General features: G+C 68.6%; 24 protein-coding genes. 14 read left to right on the top strand and 10 right to left on the bottom strand.

Annotated elements, in window-relative coordinates:
- Window positions 1–158 precede the first annotated feature (158 nt).
- The 3 genes from ACFRAQ_RS03120 to ACFRAQ_RS03110 all read left to right on the top strand — a co-directional run bounded on the left by ACFRAQ_RS03120 (window position 159) and on the right by ACFRAQ_RS03110 (window position 3,234).
- Window positions 159–866 (top strand): hemolysin III family protein, encoded by a 708-nt coding sequence (locus ACFRAQ_RS03120; protein WP_379093401.1) that lies wholly within the window; start codon window positions 159–161, stop codon window positions 864–866.
- A 57-nt stretch (window positions 867–923) separates the two neighbouring features.
- Entirely contained in the window at window positions 924–2,501 is a 1,578-nt protein-coding gene (locus ACFRAQ_RS03115) for an adenylate/guanylate cyclase domain-containing protein (RefSeq protein ID WP_379093398.1), read from the top strand.
- A gap of 244 nt (window positions 2,502–2,745) precedes the next feature.
- Entirely contained in the window at window positions 2,746–3,234 is a 489-nt protein-coding gene (locus tag ACFRAQ_RS03110; RefSeq protein ID WP_379093395.1) for a hypothetical protein, read from the top strand.
- Window positions 3,235–3,296: 62 nt separating this feature from the next.
- Here ACFRAQ_RS03110 and ACFRAQ_RS03105 read toward each other — a convergent pair whose 3' ends face one another.
- Window positions 3,297–5,375 carry a thioredoxin domain-containing protein gene (locus ACFRAQ_RS03105; protein WP_379093392.1) on the bottom strand — a complete coding sequence of 693 codons (2,079 nt, stop codon included), beginning with the start codon at window positions 5,373–5,375 and terminating at the stop codon, window positions 3,297–3,299.
- Window positions 5,376–5,500: 125 nt separating this feature from the next.
- Here ACFRAQ_RS03105 and ACFRAQ_RS03100 point away from each other — a divergent pair, with 125 nt between their 5' ends.
- A complete protein-coding gene (locus ACFRAQ_RS03100; RefSeq protein ID WP_379093389.1) occupies window positions 5,501–6,295 on the top strand; it encodes a maleylpyruvate isomerase family mycothiol-dependent enzyme in 795 nt (264 codons plus the stop codon).
- Window positions 6,296–6,465: 170 nt separating this feature from the next.
- Window positions 6,466–7,479 carry an alpha/beta hydrolase family esterase gene (locus ACFRAQ_RS03095; RefSeq protein WP_379093386.1) on the top strand — a complete coding sequence of 338 codons (1,014 nt, stop codon included), beginning with the start codon at window positions 6,466–6,468 and terminating at the stop codon, window positions 7,477–7,479.
- A gap of 36 nt (window positions 7,480–7,515) precedes the next feature.
- Here the strand turns inward: ACFRAQ_RS03095 and ACFRAQ_RS03090 are convergent, their stop codons facing one another.
- The 6 genes from ACFRAQ_RS03090 to ACFRAQ_RS03065 all read right to left on the bottom strand — a co-directional run bounded on the left by ACFRAQ_RS03090 (window position 7,516) and on the right by ACFRAQ_RS03065 (window position 11,116).
- Window positions 7,516–7,989, bottom strand: a complete 474-nt coding sequence (locus ACFRAQ_RS03090; RefSeq protein ID WP_379093383.1) for a hypothetical protein — start codon at window positions 7,987–7,989, stop codon at window positions 7,516–7,518.
- A gap of 92 nt (window positions 7,990–8,081) precedes the next feature.
- Window positions 8,082–8,300, bottom strand: a complete 219-nt coding sequence (locus tag ACFRAQ_RS03085) for a hypothetical protein (RefSeq protein WP_379093380.1) — start codon at window positions 8,298–8,300, stop codon at window positions 8,082–8,084.
- Window positions 8,301–8,486: 186 nt separating this feature from the next.
- Window positions 8,487–8,636 carry a hypothetical protein gene (locus ACFRAQ_RS03080; RefSeq protein ID WP_379093377.1) on the bottom strand — a complete coding sequence of 50 codons (150 nt, stop codon included), beginning with the start codon at window positions 8,634–8,636 and terminating at the stop codon, window positions 8,487–8,489.
- Window positions 8,637–8,909: 273 nt separating this feature from the next.
- The gene (locus ACFRAQ_RS03075; RefSeq protein ID WP_379093374.1) at window positions 8,910–10,007 is read right to left on the bottom strand and encodes an FAD-dependent monooxygenase; all 1,098 of its coding nucleotides are present in this window, start codon (window positions 10,005–10,007) and stop codon (window positions 8,910–8,912) included.
- Window positions 10,007–10,354: a DoxX family protein gene (locus ACFRAQ_RS03070; protein ID WP_379093371.1), complete on the bottom strand. Its 348-nt coding sequence runs from the start codon at window positions 10,352–10,354 to the stop codon at window positions 10,007–10,009. Before ACFRAQ_RS03070 ends, ACFRAQ_RS03075 begins: the two co-directional genes overlap by 1 nt.
- Before the next feature lie 156 nt (window positions 10,355–10,510).
- On the bottom strand, window positions 10,511–11,116 hold the full coding sequence (locus ACFRAQ_RS03065) for a DNA-binding response regulator (RefSeq protein WP_379093368.1): 606 nt from the start codon (window positions 11,114–11,116) through the stop codon (window positions 10,511–10,513).
- An 83-nt stretch (window positions 11,117–11,199) separates the two neighbouring features.
- Between ACFRAQ_RS03065 and ACFRAQ_RS03060 the strand changes: the two genes are divergently transcribed.
- Both ACFRAQ_RS03060 and ACFRAQ_RS03055 read left to right on the top strand, forming a co-directional pair.
- Window positions 11,200–12,942, top strand: a complete 1,743-nt coding sequence (locus ACFRAQ_RS03060; RefSeq protein WP_379093365.1) for a histidine kinase — start codon at window positions 11,200–11,202, stop codon at window positions 12,940–12,942.
- 96 nt (window positions 12,943–13,038) lie between these two features.
- Window positions 13,039–13,344, top strand: coding sequence for a hypothetical protein (locus ACFRAQ_RS03055; RefSeq protein ID WP_379093362.1), 306 nt, complete (start codon window positions 13,039–13,041; stop codon window positions 13,342–13,344).
- Window positions 13,345–13,367: 23 nt separating this feature from the next.
- Here the strand turns inward: ACFRAQ_RS03055 and ACFRAQ_RS03050 are convergent, their stop codons facing one another.
- On the bottom strand, window positions 13,368–14,231 hold the full coding sequence (locus tag ACFRAQ_RS03050) for an alpha/beta fold hydrolase (RefSeq protein WP_379093359.1): 864 nt from the start codon (window positions 14,229–14,231) through the stop codon (window positions 13,368–13,370).
- A gap of 387 nt (window positions 14,232–14,618) precedes the next feature.
- Between ACFRAQ_RS03050 and ACFRAQ_RS03045 the strand changes: the two genes are divergently transcribed.
- The 5 genes from ACFRAQ_RS03045 (at window position 14,619) to ACFRAQ_RS03025 (ending at window position 19,502) form a co-directional block, all read left to right on the top strand.
- Complete coding sequence (locus tag ACFRAQ_RS03045; protein WP_379093356.1) at window positions 14,619–15,314, top strand: DUF3159 domain-containing protein; 696 nt, start codon at window positions 14,619–14,621, stop codon at window positions 15,312–15,314.
- Entirely contained in the window at window positions 15,311–17,215 is a 1,905-nt protein-coding gene (locus tag ACFRAQ_RS03040; RefSeq protein WP_379093353.1) for an alkyl/aryl-sulfatase, read from the top strand. The genes ACFRAQ_RS03045 and ACFRAQ_RS03040 overlap by 4 nt, the downstream gene beginning before the upstream one ends.
- Window positions 17,216–17,350: 135 nt before the next feature.
- A complete protein-coding gene (locus ACFRAQ_RS03035; RefSeq protein ID WP_379093350.1) occupies window positions 17,351–18,217 on the top strand; it encodes an alpha/beta fold hydrolase in 867 nt (288 codons plus the stop codon).
- A 79-nt stretch (window positions 18,218–18,296) separates the two neighbouring features.
- Window positions 18,297–18,530: a hypothetical protein gene (locus ACFRAQ_RS03030; RefSeq protein ID WP_379093347.1), complete on the top strand. Its 234-nt coding sequence runs from the start codon at window positions 18,297–18,299 to the stop codon at window positions 18,528–18,530.
- A gap of 21 nt (window positions 18,531–18,551) precedes the next feature.
- Window positions 18,552–19,502: an SGNH/GDSL hydrolase family protein gene (locus ACFRAQ_RS03025; RefSeq protein ID WP_379093344.1), complete on the top strand. Its 951-nt coding sequence runs from the start codon at window positions 18,552–18,554 to the stop codon at window positions 19,500–19,502.
- A 92-nt stretch (window positions 19,503–19,594) separates the two neighbouring features.
- Here ACFRAQ_RS03025 and ACFRAQ_RS03020 read toward each other — a convergent pair whose 3' ends face one another.
- Window positions 19,595–20,104 (bottom strand): hypothetical protein, encoded by a 510-nt coding sequence (locus ACFRAQ_RS03020; RefSeq protein WP_379093341.1) that lies wholly within the window; start codon window positions 20,102–20,104, stop codon window positions 19,595–19,597.
- A 283-nt stretch (window positions 20,105–20,387) separates the two neighbouring features.
- Here ACFRAQ_RS03020 and ACFRAQ_RS03015 point away from each other — a divergent pair, with 283 nt between their 5' ends.
- Window positions 20,388–21,812, top strand: a complete 1,425-nt coding sequence (locus ACFRAQ_RS03015) for an MFS transporter (protein ID WP_379093338.1) — start codon at window positions 20,388–20,390, stop codon at window positions 21,810–21,812.
- Window positions 21,813–21,910: 98 nt separating this feature from the next.
- Complete coding sequence (locus ACFRAQ_RS03010) at window positions 21,911–22,255, top strand: DUF1361 domain-containing protein (protein WP_379093335.1); 345 nt, start codon at window positions 21,911–21,913, stop codon at window positions 22,253–22,255.
- A gap of 43 nt (window positions 22,256–22,298) precedes the next feature.
- On the opposite strand, the gene ACFRAQ_RS03005 is transcribed toward ACFRAQ_RS03010, so the two are convergent.
- Complete coding sequence (locus ACFRAQ_RS03005) at window positions 22,299–23,756, bottom strand: SPFH domain-containing protein (RefSeq protein ID WP_379093331.1); 1,458 nt, start codon at window positions 23,754–23,756, stop codon at window positions 22,299–22,301.

Here is a 23,756-nt window from a genome sequence, read left to right as displayed (position 1 = left end):
TCACGGCCGCAACCCTACGCTCACCCGCCTCCCCGCGTATTTTGCCGGTCGAAAGAGCCGTAGAAACTTTCGTACCGGCCGATGACCGGGTGCCGAACCCATTCTGGACGTAGCACCGAAGACAACCTACGGTACCGTAGGTTACCGAGGAGGAACATATGGCCGACATCGTGCAGCCCGTTGATCACACCGCGGGTCTGGTCGAAACCGTCCGCGACGAGCTGGCGGCCATCAAGCCCCGCCTACGCGGCTGGATCCATGCCTGGGCCGTCGGCGTCGCCGCCATCGCGGTGGTCGTGCTGGTGTCGGTGGCGAGCACGGTGTCCGGGAAAGCCGCGTGGTCGACGCTGGTCTACGGCATCACCGTGTGCGGGGTGTTCGGGATCAGCGCGACCTATCACCGGGTGAACTGGAAGACCGCGCGCGCCCGCATGTGGATGAAGCGAGCCGACCACTCGATGATCTTCCTGTTCATCGCCGGCAGCTACACGCCGTTCGCGCTGCTCGGGGTGCGCGGGACCGCCGGCAATGTGCTGCTGGCCATGGTCTGGGCGGGCGCGCTGGCCGGGGTGGCGCTGAAGATGCTGTGGCCCACCGCCCCTCGCTGGGTCGGGGTGCCGCTGTATCTGTTGCTCGGGTGGGCCATAGTCCCGGTGGCCGGGACGCTCATCGGCAATGTCGGCTGGACGCCGGTGATTCTGCTGCTCGCGGGCGGCATCGCCTACAGCGTCGGCGGGATCCTGTACGCCGCGCGCTGGCCCGATCCGTGGCCGGAGGTGTTCGGACATCACGAGTTCTTCCACGCCGCAACGGTGATCGCGGCGCTGTGCCACTATGTCGCGGTCTGGCTGGTACTGCTGAGCTGATCGAGTAATTCCCCACAAAGGTGCAATCTCGGCCGAAAGTTCCCTAGAGTCTGCGACGTGACCAGCAGACTCATCCTGTGGGCGCTGCGGGCGCCGGGGGGTCTGTCTGCTGTCGTCATGGCGTGCAACCTCGGCGGCCTGGCGGTGATCACCACCGAACTGTTCCTGAGCGGCTTCCTGAGCCGGCTCGGTTCGAACTGGATCTCCACCTTCATCGGGGTGTCCATCTATCCGGCCATCGGCGCCCTCGCGGGCATCGTGCTCGCGGTGCGCGACCGGCGGCATTACTTCGGCTGGCTGGACCAGCACCGGCCGCCCACCGAACACGAGGCCCGGCGACTGCTGCGGCTACCGCTCGCGATCACCATCCGTGCGCTGGCCATCTGGCTGCCGGGCGTGATCGTGGCGGCCGCCATCTTCGCCCATGCCACCGAGGACCGCAGTTTCCCCGTGGTGCTGTCGATGTTCACCCTCGGCGGGCTCGAGTCGGCGGCGCTCACCTATCTGATCGTGGACCGGCTGATCCGGCCGACCATTCCGGTGGTGGCCGAGGTGCTCGACGAGACCGCGCACTGGAGCAATACCGTGCTGGCGCGGGTGCTGGTCACCTTCGCGGTGGCGGGCGCGGTGCCGCTGCTCATGCTGGTCACCGTGCTCGCCGATCCGTCGACCGACAGTGACGACCGCATCCGGACCGGCATCTATCTCGCCATCGTCGGCCTGTCCGCGGGCGTGGTCGCGACGGCGGCGCTGGCGCGCGCGGTGGCCACGCCCATGCACACCCTGCGCGACGCGCTCGACCGGATCGCGCACGGCGATCTCGAGGCGCGGGTGACCATCAACAGCACCAGCGAGATCGGGCGGCTCGAGCATTCGGTGAACGAGCTGGCCGCCAATCTCAGTGAGCGCGAGCGCATGCGGACCGTCTTCGGGCGGCACGTGGGCGACGAGGTGGCGGAGCGGGCGCTGTCGGGCAGCCCCAGCCTCACCGGCGACATGCGGGAGGCGACGGCCCTGTTCGTGGACGTGACCGGTTCGGTGGCGCTGGCCACCGAGCTCGCCCCGCACGACTTCGTGGCCAAGCTCAACCGACTGCTGACCATCGTGGTGGCGGCGACCGAGGACAACCACGGTCTGGTCAACAAGTTCGAAGGCGATGCGGCGCTGTGCATCTTCGGCGCGCCCATCGCTCTCGACGACAACGCCACCCCCGCTTTGAAGGCGGCCCGCCGGATTCGCGACGAGGTGGCCGCGCTCGGCGAACTCGACGTCGGCATCGGCATCGCCCGCGGCTGCGTCTTCGCCGGGGACGTCGGCACCGACACCCGTTTGGAATTCACGGTCATCGGCGACGCAGTCAACGAGGCCGCCCGCCTGACCACCGAGGCGAAGCTGGTTCCCCGCCGGATTCTCGCCTCTCAGGCGGTCATAGAAGCCGCCTCCGACGCCGAGCGCACACAGTGGATCCTGCACGACACTCTCCACCTCCGCGGCCGCAAGGAACCCACTCCGGGCTGGACCGATGTACCGGACGCCGTGCCCGCGTCCCCCGCGTCGATCCACCGCAACGGCACCGTCCCGCAGGACGCCCCCCGACCGGCCGCACCCCAACCCCCGAAACCCGCCGATCGCTGATCATTCAATCCGCGCGAACGTGGTGTGCGAACTCGGCGGGACCTGGAAGTACATCGCTGAAACACATGACCTCAACACGCCCCGGACTGTAAGACCGCCCAGTCCCTCCAGGCAACGGAATATGCGCGTTGGCTATGTCAGGCCACCCATCGGACCCTTCGATCCCACTGTCGTACTACCGGATCGGCTCGGGCTCGTACTCGAGGGTGATTCCCAGCGAGAGCGAGGGCCCGACAGTGAGTGTATGGAGGAGATCGGCGCGTTCGAGCGGAAGTCGGCAGCGGGGTGGGAGCGGCCCGAGCGGGCGGTGCTCGCGTACCGGGCGGTGGTGGTGGCCCTGGTCGCCGGAGTGGCGGAGACGCTGTTGCGGGCGGCGCGGGTGCTCGAGGACCCCGGGGTCGGGCTGCCGGGCGTCGCGGTCGGGTTGGGGATTCGGGCGGCGATCTATCTGACGGTGTTCTGGCTCGCGGCCCGCATGTTGTTCGGAAGCCGCTGGGCGCGAGTGATTCTCGTGGTGGGGCTGGGCACCGTCGGGGTGGCTTCGCTGGTGGCGGAGCCGCTGAGCGCGCTGCTCGAGGCTGATTCCACGGGTGCGCTGTTCACCGGCTGGACCCCGGCATCCGTGCTGATCGGGCTTTTTCGCGCCGCGCATATCCTCGCGGTCCTGGTCGCCGTTCCAGCCGCCGTACTGGCGGGAAACCGGGTCCGGGCCATGCGATCTCGCGTGGCCTGACACTCCGGGCCCGCACCTCTCAACTCGGAATGTGCGGGCGCGGGAGGGCTGCCGGCGGACCGTCAGGCCGATTGCGGCGGAAGCAGACCGGCGCGGACGTCTTCGACCGTGGTGACCGGGAGGTCGCAGACCGAGCCACGGCAGATATAGGCGGCGGAGGTGTCGCGCACCGGCGGCCGGTCGGCCAGCAAGGGCTGGGAGTCGACGCCGCCGGAGACGATGACCGAGCCGCCCGGAGCGGCCGCGCGGGCAGCGGCCACCAGCGTTGCGGCCGAGCCGGATTCGCCATCCGGGCCCGCGGAGATCGCCACCTGTATGGGCCCGCGCAGGGCGGCCTCGGCCACAGCCAGCCAGTGTCCCGCCGAGCGGGGGGCGCGGGCCAGCAGAACCGCTCCCCGCGCGAGGGTTTCGTCGGCGAGCCGCCGGTATCGGGCGGCCCGATCCGGGTCGGTGAGCGCGGAGGCCGTGAGCAGGGCCTCGGCGAGAACCGAAGTGCCCGAAGGGGTTGCGCCGTCCAGGGGGTCGCGGGGCCGGGTCAGCAGGGTTTCGGCGTCGTCGGCGGTGTCGAACCAGCTGCCCGGGGTGTCCGCGTCGGCGAAGTGCGTGATGGCCGCGTCGAGTACGCGGCGCGCATCGGCGAGCCAGTCCCCTTCGGCGGTCTGGTGCAGTGCGAGAAGTCCCAGCGCCAGCCAGGCGTAGTCCTCGAGCACGCCCGCGGCCGTGCCGGGCACGCCGCCCAGCGAGGCGCGGCAGACGCGGCCGTCGGTCACGTGGGTGTCCAGCAGGAACCGCGCACACCGGACAGCCGCCGCGATCCACTCCGGATGCCCGTGTGCGGCACCGGCTTCCGCGAGCGCGACGATGGCCATCCCGTTCCAGGCGGTGACCACCTTGTCGTCCCGCTCGGGTTGCGGCCGCAGTTCCCGCGCCGCCGACATGGCCGCCCGGATGGCCTCGAACCGCTCGTGGTCCACCGGCTTCGGGTCGGTGTAGCGCGTCAGCACCGAGGTGCCGTGCTCGAACGTCCCCGCCGTCGTGACACCGAAGATCTCCGCGGCCCAGGCTCCGTCGAGCGCCCCGAGCACGCCGTTGAGTTCCGCGGGCGTCCAGACATAGGTGGCTCCCTCGACCCCGGGCTGCCCCGGTTCGAGGTGGGTGTCGGCGTCCAGGGCGGACGCGAAGGCCCCCTGCTCGGTGCCCAGATCGGTCATCAGGAACTGGACGGTCTCGCGAGTCACCCGTAGCGCCAAGGATTCTCCGCCGCGCTCACTCCCGGGCGCGTCGAGCCCGCGCCGGGCCAGGTGCGCGTACACCCGCACCAACTGGGCGTTGTCGTACAGCATCTTCTCGAAGTGCGGCACCACCCACGCCGCGTCTACCGAGTACCGCGCGAACCCACCCCGCAGCTGGTCGTAGATCCCGCCCCGGGCCATCGATTCACAGGTGAACGAAACAGTCTGCAGCACACCGAGATCCCCGGTCAGCTCATAATGCCGCAGCAGCCCTTCCAGCAACGCCGACGGCGGGAACTTGGGCGCACCCCCGAACCCGCCGTGCTGCGCGTCCACATCCTTCGACACGGCCGAGACCGCGTGCTGCACCAGGTCGGCGCTGATCCCGACCCCGGCGTCCGGCAACCCCGCCGTCTGCTGCCGCAGCGCCTCTCCCACCTGTGCCGCCGCAGTGTTCACCTCGTCGCGCCGATTCCGCCACGTCTCCCCCACCGCGGTCAGCACCTGCGCGAACGACGGCATCGCGTGCCGCGGCGTCTTCGGGTAGTAGGTCCCGCAGTAGAACGGCTCCCCCTCCGGCGTCAGGAAGCACGTCATCGGCCACCCGCCCTGCCCGGTCATGGCCACGGTCGCGTTCATGTACACCGCGTCCAGATCGGGCCGTTCCTCCCGATCCACCTTGATGCACACGAAGTTCTCGTTCATGAGCTCGGCGGTGGCCTCGTCCTCGAACGACTCGTGCGCCATCACATGGCACCAGTGGCAGCTGGCGTACCCGATGGACAGCAGGATCGGCACGTCCCGCTCGGCCGCCTCGGCCAGCGCCGCCGCGTCCCACTCCCGCCAATGCACCGGATTCCCGGCATGTTGACGCAGATAAGGCGAGGTGGCACTGCCCAATCGGTTCATATCCCCAGCCTCCCACACCCGGCAAGAGGCGACCGCGATCCACCCCTGGAGGCCAGGGGCGGCCGGGCCGGGACGGCGCCGCCGGTAATCCGGATGGTGATGCTCGCACCCGATACGATCCAAGGGTGAGGGCGACCGCTGACCATCTCTCGGCGCTGCGCATCGAGCGACAAACCGTGCTGGATTACTGCGCCGATCTCACCGACGCCGAATGGCGCGCCGACAGCCTGGCCGCGGGCTGGAGCGTGAAAGACGTTGTCGCGCATATGGCCGCCGACCTGCGAACCGTCGTCACCCCGGCCGCGCTCGCGTTCATGGCCACCAAGGACGTGGAGTGCCTCAACGAGCGGGCCGTGGCCGCCTCGCGCCGGCGTTCACCGGCGCAAGTCCTCGAAGGCTTCGCGACCTGGACCCGAGTCGGCACGGCCGCCCTGGCCGTCCTGACCGCACCCGGTCTCAGCGGCGTCCGGCTGCCCGTCGGCGAGCTCGGCCGCTATCCGACGCGCCTCTTCCCGGCGATGTTCCTCTTCGACTGGCACACCCACCTGCGCCACGACATCGCCGCGGCGTTGGACCGCCCGCACCCGCCGACCGACGAGCGGCGGGTGGCCTCGATCCTGGCCTGGTTGACCAGCCTGCTGGAGCAATCGCACCGCGACCGCCTGGCCTGGCTGGACGCCTCCGTCGCCATGACCTTCACCGGCCCCGGCGGCGGCACCTGGCGCGTCGACACCGACCAGGGCGGCCCCATCCGGGTGCGACGCGGCGGCACGGAGAACACCGCTGCCCAAATCACCGCTCGCGCCGACGAATTCCCCCGGTGGGGAACGACCCGCGCCGCGTGGCGCGACTGCGAGGTCTCGATCACCGGCGACACCGAGCTCGGTACCCGCGTACTCGACGCCATCGATCTCATCTGAACCGCCCAGCCGGTCGCCTACCGCAATCCCCGCAAGTTCGCGCGGATCCTGCGGGACAATTCTCGGGACGCCGCGCCCGCGGAATCGCGATCGAGACCGTGTGCGACCAGATCGGTGAAAGCCGGGGAACCATGCGCGTATTCGACCGTTGCGGCACCGTCCGACTGTCCGTGATCATTCTCCTGACCGGCCTGCTGATCGCCACCGCGGCCCCATCGAACGCCGGGCCCGACGACACCGGCCGGATCGATACCGGCACCTACACCTCGGGTGTGCTGACGTACGGCTACGAGGCTTTCGTGCCCGGTGATTTGCCCGCGAACCCCGCATTGGTGGTGATGATCCACGGGTGCAAGACCACCGCCGAACAGCAGCGTCGCGCCAATCTCCTGGATCCGATCGCTCGCCGCGCCGGATTCGTGGTCCTCTATGTCGACGGCAGCCCGTTCCATCTGCTGCAACAGCGATGCTGGTCGGGGCTGCTCGCGCCCGCGTCCGAAAGCCGGACTTCCGGGGACGCCGCCGCGATCGCGGCGATGACCCGGCTCGCCATCGAGCGCTACCACGTCGATCCCGATCGGGTCTACGCGTTGGGCATGTCCTCCGGGGCCTACGAGACCACACTGGTGGGCGCGTATTTCGCGGACCTGTTCGCCGCCATCGGCGTGCATTCGGGGGCGGCGTTCGATCATGGCGCGCTCGGCTGTGTGGGCCCGTACCTGCCTACCGCCTCAACCGAACAGCTTGCCGCACAGGCATTCTTCGCCGAGGGCGGCTACCGCAGGGTGCTCCCGGTCATCGGATTCCACGGCGATGCCGATCTGGCAGTGCCGTACGAATGCGGGCGCGAGGTCATCGAGCAGTGGCGACAGACAGACAATCTGGTGCTCGCCGCACAGGAAGCCCCGCAAGGGATTCCTGTGCGGCCGACCGGCAGCGCCGAGGGTGTCGCCGACAGGCCCGAGGGTCTTTCCTACACCGTCGAGTCCTGGCGACAGCACGAATCGGACTGTCCCACACTCCAATTGTGGACGATCCACGGTATGGCGCATTACTGGTCGGGCGGTTCGGCCGATCCCGACGCCGCCGAGTTCACCGACGCCCGTGGCCCGAACGCCTCACAGGCGGCGTGGGATTTCTTCTCCCGCATCCACCGCACCGACACGGGGTTCCGTTGCGAATGAGCCGCGCCCGGATGCCGTGATGCGGTGCGACAGTCGTCAGATCGCGCTGCGGCTGAACCGGTAGGTGGCGTTGCTTGCGCCGGGAGCGGCGTTGTCGGTGCTCGGAGCGTCCGCGCCCGGGCCGGTGTACGAGAAGGAGCCGGATTCGTTGGTGCGGCACCGCAGCGTGACCGAGTAGGTGACGGGACCCGCGGCGGCCGACTCGGTGGCGTCGATGACCGCGACGCCGGGCTCCGGTGAGGTGTAGGTGTAGGTGCTGTCATGCCAGACCCCGGTGCCGGCCACCATGTATTGCAGGGAGCCCTGACTGGGGAACCGCACGATGGCCATGGATTCGCCGTTGGCGGCGGCGGGGACGGAACGTGAGCCCCCGTACAGGATCAGGTACTGGTTCGTGGTGTCGGCGGGGACGGTGCACGCACCGGGATCCGCGTGTAGCGGACCGGTAGCGGGCAGCATCCACGCGAGAGCGGTGACGCCGAACGCGGCGACACGGATGCCGGCCTGCATAGCTACTCCTCTCCAGTGAACGACCGCACCGCACGACGGAACGACCGCACGGCGCGGCGGTGTCGAATCTCGTTCGGGGACAGTCCGATCGGCTACGGGAAGCACCAGTTCAGGGTGGCCGATCCCGGCGTCGGGATGTGGACGCAGATGTTCACCCAGATGTAGGGGGCGTCCACATTCTGCAGCGCGACGGGGCGGTCCACGGTCGATTCCGTGGCTTCACTCGCCGACGCGGGCGCCACGGCCGCAAGGGCGACCAGCGGGGCGGCTACCGCGGCGACCACCACAGAGCGGGCGATTCCTGCAAGCATCTCATCTGCTCCTACGAATCGAGAACGATGATGACGAGCTCGGGACAGAAGTACGACGAGGACAGACGCTAGGCCACCGGGGCATAGGTTTGCCATCTCTTAGCTATCGACTTGTCCGTTTCGTTATCGCCCATCTTTTCCGCTCATCTGGTCAGACCGGCCCCACAGCCATTTGCCGCACCGGGCTCACCGGTGGCGATGCTCGGCGAACAACACCCAGGTCGCCAGTCCGACAAGAGCGAACAGCAAGATCGCGGTCCCGATCGCCACGGCGGGGCCGGAGTAGGTCGGAACCGTCTCCGATGCCATGACGGCCGCCACGCTGCCGAACGACACTCCGATCACCTCGTTCCTCGGCCGACTTCGCTTCCGAAGATCCATGATCCGCGCCGAATCCCCGACCGGAACACCTCTTTACGGGATGCTGACGGCCACGTCCGTACGGATGCGAAGCGTATCGCCGGAGGACCCTCAATTGGCGGCTTCCTTGCCTACGAACTCCTGGTAGATGTCGGCGTAGGTTCGCGAATCCTTGATCCCTGAGTCGTACCGCCGGCGAACGAGAACAACTAGTCCTCGGCGGCCGCGGCCGACCGAGGCAGAGTTGGTTCAGCCCTCCCAGTCGAGGATCGGGGCGAGGGATTTGAACTGCGCGGAGGGTGGGATGAGGCGCAGGATGGCGTTGCGGGCCAGGACGGCCAGCGGGGAGGACAGCTGGCCGATCGCGCCGATGGAGCGGGAGCGTTGGACGATCATCTGGGTCCGGGGGCGACGCAGGGTGTCGTAGGGGGTGAGGTCGCCGCCCTCGGCGGCGACCCGGGCGAGCACCACAGCATCCTCGAGTGCCTGGCAGGCACCTTGGCCCAGGTTGGGGGTCATGGCGTGGGCCGCGTCACCGACCAGGGCGATGCGCCCGGCGGTGAAAGCCTTCAGGGGCGGGAGGTCGTAGAGGTCGTGTTCGAGGAGGGCGGTGTCGTCGGCTGCCGCCAGCAGCATGGGGATCGGCTCGTGCCAGGAACCGAACCTGGCACGCAATTCGGATAGACCGCCACCCTCGGTACCCGCGGGCAGGTTGGCGGTGGCGAAGCAGTAGACGCGACCGTCGGGGAGCGTGCCGTATCCGAAACGTTCTCCCCTGCCCCAGCTTTCACCCATGTCGCCGATGGGCTCGGCCGGGGTCACCACCACGCGCCAGGCGGTGTATCCGCTGTAGCGGGGTTCGACGGCACCGCAGACGGTGCGGCGCACCATGCTGTGGATGCCGTCCGCGCCCACAACCACGTCGCCGGTCGAGGTACCAGCCGAGTGCGCGACGGTGCCGTCGGGGCGGGCTTCGGTGGCCGAGATCCCGGTGCGCACGGCGGATTCCGGGACCGCGGCGCGCAGGATGTCCAGCAGGTCGTGGCGGTGCATGAGGATCGGGCTGCCGTAGCGGGCGCGGATGGTGTCCACGTCGGTGCGGGACAGCCAGCGGCCCTTGCTGTCCCGGATTCCGGCCGAGTTCTCCTCGCGGGCCCGGCTGCGGATCTGGTCGCCGAGTCCCAGCGCATCCAGCGCCCGAAGGGCATTGGGCCACAGCGACAATCCGGCCCCGACCTCCGCGATCCGGGTGGACCGCTCCAGCACTTCCACGTCCCAGCCGTGGCGGGCGAAGGCGATGGCGGTCGCGAGACCGCCGATGCCGCCGCCGACGATGACCGCCTTCATCACCGGGCGAGCTGCAGGGCCATGGTGGCCGCCGCGGGGACGAGGTAGAGGACCGGGAAGATCGCCGAGGAGGCGTGGCCGGCGCGGATGGAGGTGGCCGAGGCGCCCAGGAAGTAGAGGATCAGGCACACCGCCGCCGCGATGCCGATCGCGGGGATGAAGAACCCGACGATCAGGCCCAGCGCGCCCGCGGATTTGGCCAGCGCCAGCCAGTTCCACCACGAGGTGGGAACACCGTACTGCTGGAGCGGTTCGACGACGAACTCCTTGCGGGTGAACAGGGAGAAGCCGGAGAAGCCGATCCACAGGGCCGCGACGATTCCGACGACGTGGTACGCGATGTTCATGAGTCCATTCCTTGCACGCTTCGATCTTGTTTTCGTACTGGAACAGCGTCACATTCGCGGATCGCGGCCTGTAGTGCGCGAGTCATCGCTTCGAGCTGCATTCGACAGCGGCGGGCCGTGCAAAACGCACAGTCCGTTGGTGCACAATCGGCGTCGTCAGAGCCAGCCGGCCTGCTGGGCGATGCGGACGGCGTCGACCCGGGTACGCGCCTGCAGCTTGTCCGACGCCGCGGCGAGATAGTTGCGCACCGTGCCGTAGGACAGATGCAGTTGCGCGGCAATCTGTTTCGGGTCGGCACCGCTGGCCAGGCAGCGCAGTACATCGGCCTCGCGGTCGGTCAGCGGGTTGGCCGGGCCGCGCAGCGCGGTGAAGGCGAGGCTCGGATCCAGCACGCTGCCGCCGGCCGCGACCGTGCGGACCGCGTTCAGCAGATCCTTGCGTGAGCTGTCCTTGAGCACGAAGCCGGAGACGCCGATGTCGATGGCGCGCTTGACATGACCGGGGCTGGCGAGCGAAGTCAGCACCAGCACTTTGCAGTCCGGATGGTCGCGGCGGATCTCGGCGGCGGCGGTGAGTCCGTCCTTGCCGGGCAGATCGATGTCGAGGATGGCGAGATCGATGCGCTCGGCGGCCACGGTCGACACGATGGCTCCGCCCTCCTCCAGGACGGCGGCGACCTCGAGGTCGTCCTCCAATTCCAGTGACGCCACCAGGGTTTCGCGCAGCAGCCGCATATCCTCGGCGATCAGCACTCTGATCATCTGTTACCCAACTCCTCACCACGTCCGGATCGCTGGAGCTGTTCGACTTGCCCAGGACCGGCCGACCGGTATGCAATCATCGCGTGTCATTGCTCTCGAGGTCGACCGGGTACCTGTTCCTGGTCGCGTACGCCGGCTCGGTCGTCCTCGGCGGCAGCGGCATCGCCATCGCCTGCTGCGCGATCGGGCAGGCGGCCTTACTGGTGGTGGCGCATCGGCGCGGCCCGGCCTGGCCGGTCCTGGCCGCGCAGGCCCTGCTGACCTATCTGCCGATCGTGTTCTTCGGGTCCACCGCGGTCGATCTCGACTCGTTGCTGGCCGCCACCGTCCTCCTCATGCCCGGACAGTGGTTGCGGTGGTTCGGATTCTGCGTCGTCACCCTGGTTTCCGGCCCCGTCCATCATGGATTGCCCGCGTCGGGCGAGGCGTACCTGCACGCGTATGTCGCGACCGCGGCCGTCGGCCTGGTGGTCTACAGCCTGCTGAGATTGCCGAACCTGGTCGATCAGCTGGGCTCGACCCGAGAGGATCTGGCGGACGTCGTCCGGGCCGAGGAACGACTTCGCGTCGCCAGGGATCTGCGCGCCGGGCTCGGCGAACAGCTGGTCGCCGTGACGGAGCGACTACAGCTGGTGCGGCGCGAACTGGCGAAATCGCCGGATCGGGCGGTCAGCACGGCCGACGACGTGGCCGACCGGACACGCACGATCGTCGCGATGATGCGCCGCACGGCTTCGGACCAGCGCGAGCACGACCGGCCCTCGAAAGACCCGGCACCGGTGGCGCGATTGGCCCCGCGGTTGACACTGGCCGCCCTGGTGGCGAGCATGCTGGCGATCATCGCGAATCAGATCCTCGAGGTGCCGCAGTACCAGGCGGTGAACGCGGTCGGCGGCCTCACCCTGTGCGCGCTGCTGCTGGCGCAGGTGATTCAGCCGCGCTTCGCCGTGCCGCTGCTGTGGACCCAGCTGCTGCTCACCCTGATGCCACTGTTGTGGCTGGGCTCGGCCTGGTGTTCCTGGCTGAGCCTGCTCGCCGTGGCCGCGCTGCTGCGTGAGCGCGCGCCCTGGGCGATCGCGGCGGTCGGCCTCTTCGCGCTGCGCGCGGTCTTCACCGAACCGACCGGCGCACTGGATGATCGGACCAGCTGGGTGCTGCTCGCGCTGCAGGCGACCCTGTCCCTGTTCGGTCTGTCGAAATTCCATCAGCTGTCGGTGCAGCTGAACCGATCCCGATCCGAATTGGCCGCCCGGACAGCGCAACTCGAACGCCTGCGGCTGGCCCGCGACATCCACGACCTGCTCGGCTTGACGCTGTCGGTGCTGGCCCTGAAATGCGACCTCATCGGCGAACTGATCACCCGGGACCCGCTCCGCGCGGAATCCGAGATCGACCAGGCGATCCGCATCGCGGCCGACGCGCGGTTCGAGGCTCTCGCCCTCACCGACGATCAGGCCGCCCGTTCCCTGCGCAACGAATTCGACTCGGCCCGCACGATACTCAGCGCCGCCATCGCGACCGTCCGCATCGGCTACGACGACGACCTGCCGGAACGAGCCGACACCGTACTCGCCCCGGTGGTCCGGGAGGCGGTCACCAATGTGCTGCGCCACAGCACGGCGACCTGCGTCGACATCTCCTGCCGCAGCCGAAATCGGAAGGTAGAACTGAACATCCACAACGACGGTGTCCGCGCCGCGGCGAAATCCGGCGGGTCGGGACAGGGCCTGGAGAACATGCGCGCACGCGTACTGGACGCGGGCGGCTCCTTCACTACCTCGGCGCGCGACGGCGAATTCCGGCTCGAAGCCGCACTCCCCTGCTGACCCGTGCATTCTGCACGCCGCGACCCTGCCGGATGCATGGCCGGCCGATGACCGCGGACACTACCGCCCGGCCCGCGCCACTGTGAGCCTTGTCGAATGGCCGTAGTCAGACTGCACAGGTTCCGAGTCGCCCGCGCCGATCTGGACCGGCTGCTGGCCCAACGCAGAACCCTCATCGACGCCATCCGCCTGGTCCACCCGGGCCTCACCGAAACCCGTCTCACCAGGCTCGAGGACGGCACCTACCTCGACACCTGGCGCTGGGACCGCGCAGAGCACATGCTGGCCGCCGTCGCCGCCGCCCAAGGCGTTCCGCTGGTGGACGCCACGGAAGCGCTCATGCTGGACGCCTCCGTCCTCACTGGCGAAATCCTCGACGAGACCCCGGATCAGGTCGTGTAGTCGATGTCGTCGGTGGCGAAGAACTAAGGCCCGGTCTCTCCCGGACTCAGGAATTCGGTCAGGGCCGCCGCGACGGCGTCGGGATTCTCCAGTTGCGGGTAGTGCCCGGTGGCCGGTGGTTCGTCGAGCACGGTGATCGTCGCGTGCGGCAGCCGCTCGCGCAGCCGGGGCAGGACGTGGCCTCCGCTGACCGGGTCGGCGGGACCCCAGACGAACAGCATCGGGCCGGGATACTGCTCGAGCGCCGTGCGCCAGCGGTCCGCGTGCTCGCGGCGCTCGTCGATGTAGCGCAGCAGTCGATGCTGGACGCGTTTGCCCTCGCCCATGGTCGTGGCCAGCCACATGTCGTGCAGCAGTTCATCACTCACCGGACGACCGAGGATTTCCCGCAGGGACCTCCGGTACATCCGCTCGCTGGCCAGGTGCTGGACCACGGCGCCGAGCGGACCGTGCAGCAGCTTCTGCACCCGGGTGGGCCGGTGCAGATCCGGATACAGCCCTCCGTTGAGGAAGGCGGCCGCGGTGATCCGGCTCGCGTCGCGGTGCAGCAGTTCCTGCGCGACCGATACCCCGTAATCGTGCGCCACCAGCGCGGTCGACCCGATCCCGAGCCGCTGCCACAGCGCCTCCACGATCGACGCCTGCTCGGTGATCCGGTAATCGTGCCGCGCCGGTTTCGCGCTGGCCCCGAACCCGAGCAGGTCGAGTGTGGTGACCCGGCAACCGGATTCGACCAGCCGGGGCACGATCGGGGCCCAGTCGTGTGACGAGGTCGGGAAGCCGTGCAGCAGGGTCACCGGACGGCCGTCAACGGGTCCGTCCTGCCGGTGGAAGATGTCGTGACCGCTGATTCCACCGGCGATCCATGCATCGAGTCCGGGTTGCATCGCGAGTCCTCCTGGTCTCGGCCGCAAGGGCATTCACAGCGGTCCCAGTGTGCCTTAACCCCGGTGGATGGGCTCGGCCCGCGGGAAAGTGACGCGGGTCGCAATCGCGGCGGCCGATCTGCCTGGTCATAGAAGCATTGCCCGCCACCGGTCGCGCTTATTACAGTCAGACTGCAATAAGCATCCGACGGAAGGCTCTGACCATGAATTTCCCGATCATCAACCTCGGCTCCGCGACGCTGGATCTCGCCACCGAGGTCACCCAGCTGGCGGCGAACGCCACCTACCTCCTGCAGTCCTGGGGCTCGATGTAAGCCGAATCGATATCGCGAGCCGTCCACATCCGCGGCTCGATCCATGAAAGCCTCTAGTAGCTGGGAGATAGCCATGACACTGGTGACGGGAGTGGACGTGCGGGATCCCGCCAATAGCCGGTCCACCGCGGCCGAGATGTGGGCAAAGTTCCGGGCGCTGGGCGGACCGCAACATCTGCTCGACGGAGCGGCCCCCGCGATCGGGTTCCTCGCCGGGTACACCGTGGTGAACGCCAAGATCGGGGTGCTGGTCGCGCTCGGGGTCGCCGGACTGATCTCGCTGTATCGCTTGATGAAGGGCGATTCGGTGAAGGTGGTGTCGGCTTCACTGGCCGCGGTCGTGGTGTTCTCGCTGTTCGTGGGCATCACCGGTGAGGGACGCGGGTTCTATCTGCCGGACCTCATCATCTGCGCGGTGTGCACGGCGGCTTTCGGGATCACCTTGCTCAGCGGCCGCCCGCTCAGCCATTGGGCCTGCCGCAAACTCGGCCTGGAACGCACGTACGCGGCCGATCCCGAAGCGCGGATTCGCTTGCACCACAAGGTGTCACTGGCCTGGTTCGGCTTCTGGGCGGCGCACCTGCTGATCATGGTGCCGCTGTATCTCGCGAACAAGGTGGTGCTGCTGGGCACGGTGGCGCTGGTGCTGGGCAAACCGGCGCTGGTGGTCATGCTCGCCGTCACCTGGCTATGGGTCCGACCGACCCGGTCTCCCAGCGGAGAAATGTCGATCGCCGGAACCCCCGGTGGAACAGGAGGCATGGAGTGAGCACGCAGTCCGACCCCAGTCAGTACGTTCTCGATCAGCAACAGCGGGCCGCCGCCGAGCTGCCCTTCGGTGACACCACCGACCAGCAGGACGCGGACCGCGGGTTCATCACCGCGCTCGAACCCGGTGTGGTCAAGGACGCCGACGGAAATGTGGTCTGGGACAACGACTCCTACGGGTTCCTGAACGGGGCATGCCCAGCGTCGGTGCACCCCAGCCTGTGGCGGCAGTCCGGGCTGAACATCCGGCAGGGTCTGTACGAGGTGACCGAGGGGATCTATCAGATCCGGGGCCTCGACCTGTCCAATATGACCCTGATCGAAGGCAAGACGGGCGTGATCGTGATCGACCCGCTCATCTCCGCCGAGACCGCGAAGGCCGGCCTCGAGCTGTACCGCGCCCACCGCGGCGACAAGCCGGTGACCGGGCTGATCTACACCCACTCCCACGTCGACCACTTCGGCGGCGCGATGGGCGTGACCACCCAGGAAGATGTGGACAAGGGCCGCTGCCCGGTCATCGCGCCCGCCGGATTCCTCGAACACGCCGTCGCCGAGAACGTCTACGCCGGAACCGCCATGGCCCGCCGAGCCGCCTACATGTACGGCGCGGCCCTGCCCCGCGGCCCGAAGGGCCAGGTGGGCGCGGGTCTCGGGCAGACGACCTCGACCGGCACCGTCACCCTCATCGCGCCGACCCACGACATCACCGAGACCGGTCAGGAAATGACCGTCGACGGGGTGCGCATCGTCTTCCAGATCACGCCCGGCACCGAGGCGCCGTCGGAGATGAACTTCTACTTCCCCGACCACCGCGCGCTGTGCATGGCGGAGAACGCGACCCACACGCTGCACAACCTGCTGACCCTGCGCGGCGCGCTGGTGCGCGACCCGCACGTGTGGTCGCAGTACCTGACCGAGTCGATCAACCTGTTCGGCTACGACTCCGACGTCGTGTTCGCCTCCCACCACTGGCCGACCTGGGGCACCGAGCGCCTGGTGGAATACCTTGCGCAGCAACGGGACCTGTACGCCTACCTGCACGACCAGACCCTGCGCCGGTTGAACCAGGGCTACGTGGGCAGTGAGATCGCCGAGACCATCGAACTGCCGCCCGCCATCGCCGGGGCCTGGCACTCGCACGGCTACTACGGCTCGGTCAGCCACAATGTGAAGGCCATCTACCAGCGCTACATGGGCTGGTTCGACGGCAATCCGGCACACCTGTGGGAGTACCCGCCGGTCGAATCCGCCACCCGGCACGTGGAATTCATGGGCGGCGCGGACGAGGCGCTGCGCAAGGCGCGGGTGGCCTTCGACAACGGCGACTACCGCTGGGTCGCGCAGGTGGTCAACTACGTCATCTTCGCCGACCCGTCCAACGAGGCGGCGAAGACGCTGCTGGCCGGCACCTACGAGCAGCTCGGCTACGGCGCGGAGAACGCCACCTGGCGCAACTTCTTCCTGATGGGCGCCTACGAGCTGCGCAACGGGAATGTCGGCACGCCCACCCAGGCGAACTCCCCGTCCATGATGTCGGCCCTCACCATCGACCAGGTCTTCGACGCCCTGTCGCTGCGCCTGGACGGTCCGAAGGCCTGGCACGAAAAGGCGATCAGCGATTGGGTTTTCACCGATGAGAAGCGCACCCACCGCCTCGAACTGCGCAATGGGGTCCTCATCCACTTCGACCGCCGCGACGGCGATAAGCTGCCGCCCGCCGATGTCACCTTCACCCTCACCCGCGCCACCCTGATCGGCGTCCTGCTCGCGGGTCAGGATCTGAACGCCGCGCTGCAGTCCGGCGCCATCACCATCGACGGCGATGCCCAGAGCTTCGTCAAGCTGACGGCCCTGTTCGACGAGCCCAACCCCGATTTCGCCATCGTCACCCCCGACTAGCGGGCATTTCCCATCCCGGGGCGAGCATCGCTCTCCCCGGGATGCGACCGCATTTATATGTAACTGCCAGTAGCGTAAACATTGGAGCTGTGACACGCTGTTCTGCAACGCAGCGACGACGAAAGGTGCAGGTCAATGGCGACCGATGGATCCGCGGGGCGATTCACCGCTTTTCGACGTGACGGCCTGGTGTTCCCGGTGATCGATTCCGGGCCGATCACCGGCGACCCGGTCCTGCTGCTGCACGGCTGGCCGCAGGACTCGCGCAGCTGGCATGAGGTGGCGGAGCTGCTCAATCAGGCCGGCTTCCGGACCTTCGCGCCGGACCTGCGCGGCGCGAGCCGCACCGCGGCCCCGCGCTGGCGCTGGCAGTATCGGCTCGACGAGCTGGCCGCGGACGTGCTGTCGATGATCGACCAGATCGGGCGTCCGGTGCACGTCGTCGGGCACGATTGGGGAGCAGCCGCGGCCTGGGCCGCGGCGATCTCGGGGTCCGAGCGGCTGCGGTCGCTGACCGCGTTGTCGGTACCGCATCCGGGCGCGTTCGCCCGCGCCATCCTCACCACCCGCCAAGGGCCGGCGTCCTGGTACATGTACTTCTTCCAGTTGCCGGTGATTCCCGAAATACTGCTTCGTACCGGGCTCTTCCGGACGTTGCTGCGGCGAACAGGCCAGACCGCGCAGGTCAGCGAGCGCGACGCCGCGCGGCTGCGCGACCGCGCGATCGCCCGCGGCGGGCTGCACTGGTACCGCGGCGCGCCGTTCTCCTCGCCACGCTTCCTGCGCGGCCGGGTCGACGTCCCGACGCTCCAGGTGTGGAGCGACGGCGACACCGCGGTGCTCGACAGCGGCATCAAACTGACGGATCGATTCGCCGACGGCCCGTTCCGAGTCGAAGTGCTGCCGCACGTATCGCATTGGATCCCCGACGAAGCGCCCGAATCGGTGACCCGGCTGCTCATCGAGCATTTCGGCGCGAGCGGACCGGGCGAGCAGCGGTAGCCCGTAGGGTGGGGTGAGTAGTTGTCGGCCCGGGTCAGTCGGATTCGGTGACCCGGCGCCAATGGCGGGATGTATTCCGATGGGCCCTGCACGACAGACCACCCTCCAGCATGAGCAGAGCGGCTTCAGCGCCGCGCGGGAGGCGGAGCGGGCCGCCGAAGAGGAGCGGAACGCCCTGGCCGCCCACACCGTCGCGGGCCACTCGCTCGACGCCGAGGACTGCGCGTATCTACTCCGGATGCTCGGTTTGACCGTGACCCCCGCGACCGACACGCTAGGATCTGGCGACCCCATACCGGACATAGCACCCTGACCGTACGAAATGCCGAGGACCATGAGCCGCTTCCTTTCCGCCGTCGCAATGGTCTTCGGAGGGGCGGCGTTATTGAGCGGCCTCACCGCGCCGGTCGCCGGGGCGGACGCCGATCCGGCTCAGGCGCAAGGCAAGTCGCTGGTGGTCATGGGCGATTCGAACACCGCCAATGCCACCTGGTCCACGATGCAGCCCCAGCCCACCGGGGTGGCGTGCCCGCATCTGCCCACCTCCTGGCCGACCCAGCTGGCGGACCGGATGGGGTTGTCGGCGACCAAGGATGTCGAGGACGTCTCCTGCGTCGGCGCGTACATGTGGCGGCACGGTGAAGACCGGTTCTGGACGGCGCTGACCGAGGCGCGGCAGGCGGCCACGAACGGTGCGTTCGGGCCGCGGACCAAGGCGGTGCTGCTCCAGTTCGGTTTGAACGACGCCTGGGGTTCCGACCACGTGGCCCAGAACGAGCTGGTGCCCTGCCTGCTCGACGTGCTGCGCGGGTGCAGCACGGCCGACGCGGCCACCAACGCGAATCCGCCCGCGCTGCTCACCGGTCAGGACTACGTCGACCACCTGCGCGACATCATCACCTACATCCGCTACTACGCGCCGAACGCGCGCATCGTCCTGGTCGGCTACCAGGAACTGCACACCCCCGGCAGCGACGCGATCTGCATGGGCGTGCTGGGCGTCCCGGTCGGCTTGCCGCACGCGGGTGCGGTCACCGATGTCTTCGACAGCCTCCGCGAGGCCCCGCGCGACGCCGCGGCCGCGCTCGGCGTGGAGTACTTCGACGCCGCCGCGGTCACCGCGGGCCACGGCCTGTGCTCCCCCGACCCCTGGCTGAACGGGATCTTCACCCCGGGCCCCGACTGGTACGGACAGCCCGGCCACCCGACCGTGCGGGGCGACGCCGCCGTCGCCGAGGGCCTGCGCCAGTTCCTGTCCGCACCCGCCCCGGCCCCGACTCGCTGAGCGGATATTCGGCCGCCCGACGGCCCCGATGACGAAGGCTCCCATCCGAATCCGATATTCGGATGGGAGCCTGTTCGTGAGCCCGGAGGGTCCTACGGCACGACGACGTCGATATTCGCCGGGATGTTGGCGCGGTCGGTGCGGATGGTCAGGTGCACCCGGCCGGCGCCTGTTTCGACCGGGAAGATGGCCGGATAGGTGCTGCTCTGCCCCGCGGCGATGAAGCGGGTGACGCTGCCCTGCTGGCCGGTGTCGGCGTTGTTCCAGTCGATGATGGCGTTGACATCGCAGGCCAGCAGCTGCGCGGCCCAGTTACCCAGCGGTGAGAAGCCCTGGCTGATGCGCAGGATCACCGAGTGCGAGGCGCCGGGCGCTTCGGAGTACTGGTAGAGCGGTCCGTCGAAAGCCGTACCGCCGGTGGAGAACATGCCCGCGCACACCCCGTTGCCGAGGGTGAAGACCGGGCTCATATTGAAGCTGCTCTGCGCGCAGGAGCGCGGTTCGGTGTTCGACCAGCCCAGCTGACAGGGGCTGCCGTTGGGTTCGGCGCCGGCCGGTGCGGCGACGGCGACGCCCGCTCCGAGGATGGCAACGGCGGTCAAGCTATTGATCGTTCGTTTCATCATCGGCCAATCCTCACAGCCGACACCGGGTCGATGTCAACCATGTCCGGGGCGTGTCCCCGTTCGAATCTCGCGAAAGTTTCGGAGCCAAGGACGTTTTCGCGCAGGACAGAACCCCTGCGGATACCTATACCCCCAATAGGTATGAGAAGTGTCACAGTGCTCCGGGCTGTTTTCTAATACCCCATGGGGGTACCAATGGACGGGTTGGAACTGCCCGTGGCCACCCCGGCCCCGAAACCTCTGCCAGGGAGTGATTCCTATGTCCACCCACACCTCCGCGCCGCCCCCGTCGCGGCGCTGGATCGCCTTGGGGCTCATCGCCCTCGCCCAGTTCATCGTCATCATGGACACCTCGATCATCGGCGTCGCACTGCCGGAAATGCAGGACGCGCTGGGGTTCTCGCAGGAGAACCTGTCCTGGGTCTTCAATGCCTACGTGGTCGTGTTCGGCGGCCTGCTGCTGCTCGGCGGCAAACTGTCCGACATCGTCGGCGCACGGCGGATCTTCCAGACCGGATGGGGCGTCCTCGCGGTCGGCTCGCTGGTCGCCGGGCTCGCCGGAAACGCCGCGGTCGAACTGATCGGACGCGGCGTCCAGGGCGCGGGCGCGGCCCTCATCGCACCCTCGGCTCTGACCTTGCTGATGATGCTGTTCGGCGGCAATCCCGGCGAACTGACCAAGGCGTTCGCCGTGTACGGAGCGGCCGCACCGGCAGGCGGCACGGCCGGGGTGTTCCTCGGCGGCCTGATCACCCAATATGCCTCGTGGCCTTGGGTTTTCTACATCAATATCCCGATCGCGCTGGTAGCGCTGCTGGCCGCTCCGGCTCTGGTGCCCGATGGCGCGATGGCCCCGCACGCGTCCGTCGATCTGCTCGGCGCGGCGACCGCCACCCTCGGCCTCGGCGCGGCGGTCTTCGCCGTGGTGCGCGGGGACTGGTCCGCCACCTCCACCTGGGTGGTGCTGGCGGCGGCCGTCGCCCTGCTCGGCGCGTTCATCGCGATCCAGGCTCGCCGCCGCGAACCGCTCATGCCGCTGAGCATCTTCCGCGCACCCGACCTCGGCGCGGCCAACCTCGCCCAGGTGCTGCTGGGCGCGGCATGGGTGCCGATGTGGTTCTTCCTGAACCTGTATCTGCAGCAGGTCCTCGGCTATTCGGCGTTCCCGTCGGGTGCGGCGCTGCTGCCCATGACCGCGCTCATCATGATCGGCATGATCGCGATCTCGCCGAAACTGTTCGCGCGCTTCGGCGCTCGCACCATGACGGTCGCGGGCCTGGTCATCCTGGCCGCCGGACTGGCGTGGCTGTCGTTCATCCGTCCCGACGGCAACTTCTGGATCGACGTGCTGCCCGGTTCACTGGTGGCGGCGCTGGGCATGTCGCTGGCCTTCATTCCCACTCTGCAGACGGCGATTTCGGCCGCGCCGCCGCAGGAGGGCGGCCTCGCCTCGGGCATCGTGAACACCGGCTACCAGATCGGCTCGGCGCTGGGCCTGGCCGCGGTCACCGCCATCGCCGCGAACGCGGGGGCCGACCAGCTCGGTGACGCCGGCGCGCTCACCGATGGCTTCTCGGCCGCGTTCGTGACGGCCGGGATCATCGCCGTCGGCGCGGCGGCGCTCGCCCTGGTGACCTTCCGGTCTCCGGCCCGGCGCGGCGCGGAGGTCCCGGCTGGCGCATGATCGCGGAATACCAGCGCACGAACCGCGAACGGCCCGGTGGGAATTCTTCCCACCGGGCCATTGCCAACTATTTGCCCCTTTAGCGATAGGTTGCCGATATGAGGCCTGGCGTACTACTTCTGCTCTGCGTCCTGGGACTCAACACATATGCGCTGCTACTCATCTACATGCGCTCGCGGATCTATCGAGTACCGGTTTACCGGCCGATGGCCTGGAACTTCCGCCTCACCGCCTCGATAGGCATCTATCTCGGCCGGTACCTGCGATTGGACAGCTGGGACGTACGTTCCCCCGCACAGCTCCGGGCCAAGCTGCGTGAGCATTTCGATTCGAACGCCGCCCGCGGCCGCTTCGCGTTCTTCTGCGTGACCCACACGATCTTCCTGGGGCTGATGTACGGCCTGATCGTGAGCCCGCTCGTCGACTCCATGGCGCACGGCTGAGGCCGACGGGCCGGTGATCCGCGCGGACCACCGGCCCGGCTGATCAGTGACCGTTGGCGCTGAGGGTGACCTCGCCGTTGGGCGTGGTGTCCGGCTCGAGGACCGGCATCAGCGATTCCCGCGCCATGGAGGTGAGAGTCCCTGCCTGCTGGATGATCTCGGCCAATGCGGAGGTCACGCCCTGGGCTCCGTTGAGCACCGTGAACTGCCCGACGTGTTCGAACGGCTTCGCCGCGGCGGCCACGATCTCCGGCAGGTGCTCGGCGATCTGCTGGGCGATCACCGCCTCCTGGTTCTGGCTCATCGCCTCGGCGCGCTGCTGAATGCCCGCCGCCTCGGCCGCCATCCGGGCGCGCACCGCGTCGGCTTCGGCGAGACCGCGCGCCTTGATCGCATCCGCCTCCGCCTGACCGTTGAGCCGGGTCGCCTCGGCCTGCGCGGCCGCCCGCGCCTTGATCGATTCGGCTTCGGCGAGGGCCTGCAACTTCGTCTGCGCCGCAGCGGCTTCCGCGCGCAACCGGGTTTCCTGGGCGTCGGCCTCGGCCTGACTGATGCGGGCGTCACGGGCCGCGGTGGCGAGAGTGGTCTGCCGGTACGCCTCGGCGTCGGCCGGCTTGCGGATCTCCACCTGGAGCTGCTGCTCCTTCTGCTGCGCCTCCAGCTGCGCCACCTTGGTCTCGACCTCCACGACCGCCTGACGGGCGGTCGCCTCGGCCAGCGGACCCTGCTGCTGCGCGTCCTTCGTGGCCCGGTCCACCTCGGCCTGATATCCGGCCTTCTTGATCTGGGTGTCACGCACCGACAGCGCGACCTGCGCCTGCGCGGCCTGCTCCTGCGCGATCGCCTCGCGTTCGGCATTGGCGCGCGCGATGCGCGCGTACTGCTCCACCTCCGCCTGATGCGGAACGGCCAGGTTCGCGATGTAATTCGACTCGCTGGCGATGGACTGGATCTGGAACGAGTCGATCACCAGGCCGAAGGACTCCATCTCGTGCGAGCAGCGGTCCCGCACCTGCTCGGAGAACTTGTCCTGATCGCTGATCATGTCCTGCACGGTCATCGAGCCCGCGATGGCGCGCAGATGACCGATGAACACGTTCTGCACCTTGGTCTCGAGCTCGTCGGTGGGCCGGTCCAGGAACCGCCGCGCCGCGTTGGCGATCGAGGTGTAGTCGTCGCCGACCTTGTACATGACCACACCGGTGAGATGCAGACCGATCTTCTGCCGGCTCACGCACGGCACCACGATCTGGGATTCGTGCGCCTCCAGCGAGATTCGCCGCACCTTGGTCAATCCCGGAGCGACCAGGCACCCACGCCCGGTGACGATCCGGAACCCCATGCTCTCCCCCGACCCGCCCGGCCCCGATCCGGCCCGGAAGCCCGAGATGATCAGCGCCTCATCGGGTTCGGCGACGCGCCACGCGAGCCGCAGCACCCCGATTCCGGCCAGCAGAACAACGAACACCAACCCGACCACACCAATGACCAGGATGTCCAC

This window comes from Nocardia sp. NPDC056611 (assembly GCF_042792755.1).
Classification (GTDB): domain Bacteria; phylum Actinomycetota; class Actinomycetes; order Mycobacteriales; family Mycobacteriaceae; genus Nocardia.
Note: the sequence above shows the minus strand (reverse complement) of the source record. Positions and strands in the feature narration are given on the sequence as shown.

Coding starts and splice junctions, on each gene's coding strand:
- ACFRAQ_RS03010 (WP_379093335.1), top strand. CDS start 21,911: ATGAGGCCTGGCGTACTACTTCTGCTCTGCGTCCTGGGACTCAACACA.
- ACFRAQ_RS03025 (WP_379093344.1), top strand. CDS start 18,552: ATGAGCCGCTTCCTTTCCGCCGTCGCAATGGTCTTCGGAGGGGCGGCG.
- ACFRAQ_RS03090 (WP_379093383.1), bottom strand. CDS start 7,989: ATGCAGGCCGGCATCCGTGTCGCCGCGTTCGGCGTCACCGCTCTCGCG.
- ACFRAQ_RS03070 (WP_379093371.1), bottom strand. CDS start 10,354: ATGAACATCGCGTACCACGTCGTCGGAATCGTCGCGGCCCTGTGGATC.
- ACFRAQ_RS03075 (WP_379093374.1), bottom strand. CDS start 10,007: ATGAAGGCGGTCATCGTCGGCGGCGGCATCGGCGGTCTCGCGACCGCC.
- ACFRAQ_RS03120 (WP_379093401.1), top strand. CDS start 159: ATGGCCGACATCGTGCAGCCCGTTGATCACACCGCGGGTCTGGTCGAA.
- ACFRAQ_RS03035 (WP_379093350.1), top strand. CDS start 17,351: ATGGCGACCGATGGATCCGCGGGGCGATTCACCGCTTTTCGACGTGAC.
- ACFRAQ_RS03055 (WP_379093362.1), top strand. CDS start 13,039: ATGGCCGTAGTCAGACTGCACAGGTTCCGAGTCGCCCGCGCCGATCTG.
- ACFRAQ_RS03050 (WP_379093359.1), bottom strand. CDS start 14,231: ATGCAACCCGGACTCGATGCATGGATCGCCGGTGGAATCAGCGGTCAC.
- ACFRAQ_RS03065 (WP_379093368.1), bottom strand. CDS start 11,116: ATGATCAGAGTGCTGATCGCCGAGGATATGCGGCTGCTGCGCGAAACC.
- ACFRAQ_RS03105 (WP_379093392.1), bottom strand. CDS start 5,375: ATGAACCGATTGGGCAGTGCCACCTCGCCTTATCTGCGTCAACATGCC.
- ACFRAQ_RS03045 (WP_379093356.1), top strand. CDS start 14,619: ATGACACTGGTGACGGGAGTGGACGTGCGGGATCCCGCCAATAGCCGG.
- ACFRAQ_RS03030 (WP_379093347.1), top strand. CDS start 18,297: ATGGGCCCTGCACGACAGACCACCCTCCAGCATGAGCAGAGCGGCTTC.
- ACFRAQ_RS03110 (WP_379093395.1), top strand. CDS start 2,746: ATGGAGGAGATCGGCGCGTTCGAGCGGAAGTCGGCAGCGGGGTGGGAG.
- ACFRAQ_RS03015 (WP_379093338.1), top strand. CDS start 20,388: ATGTCCACCCACACCTCCGCGCCGCCCCCGTCGCGGCGCTGGATCGCC.
- ACFRAQ_RS03085 (WP_379093380.1), bottom strand. CDS start 8,300: ATGCTTGCAGGAATCGCCCGCTCTGTGGTGGTCGCCGCGGTAGCCGCC.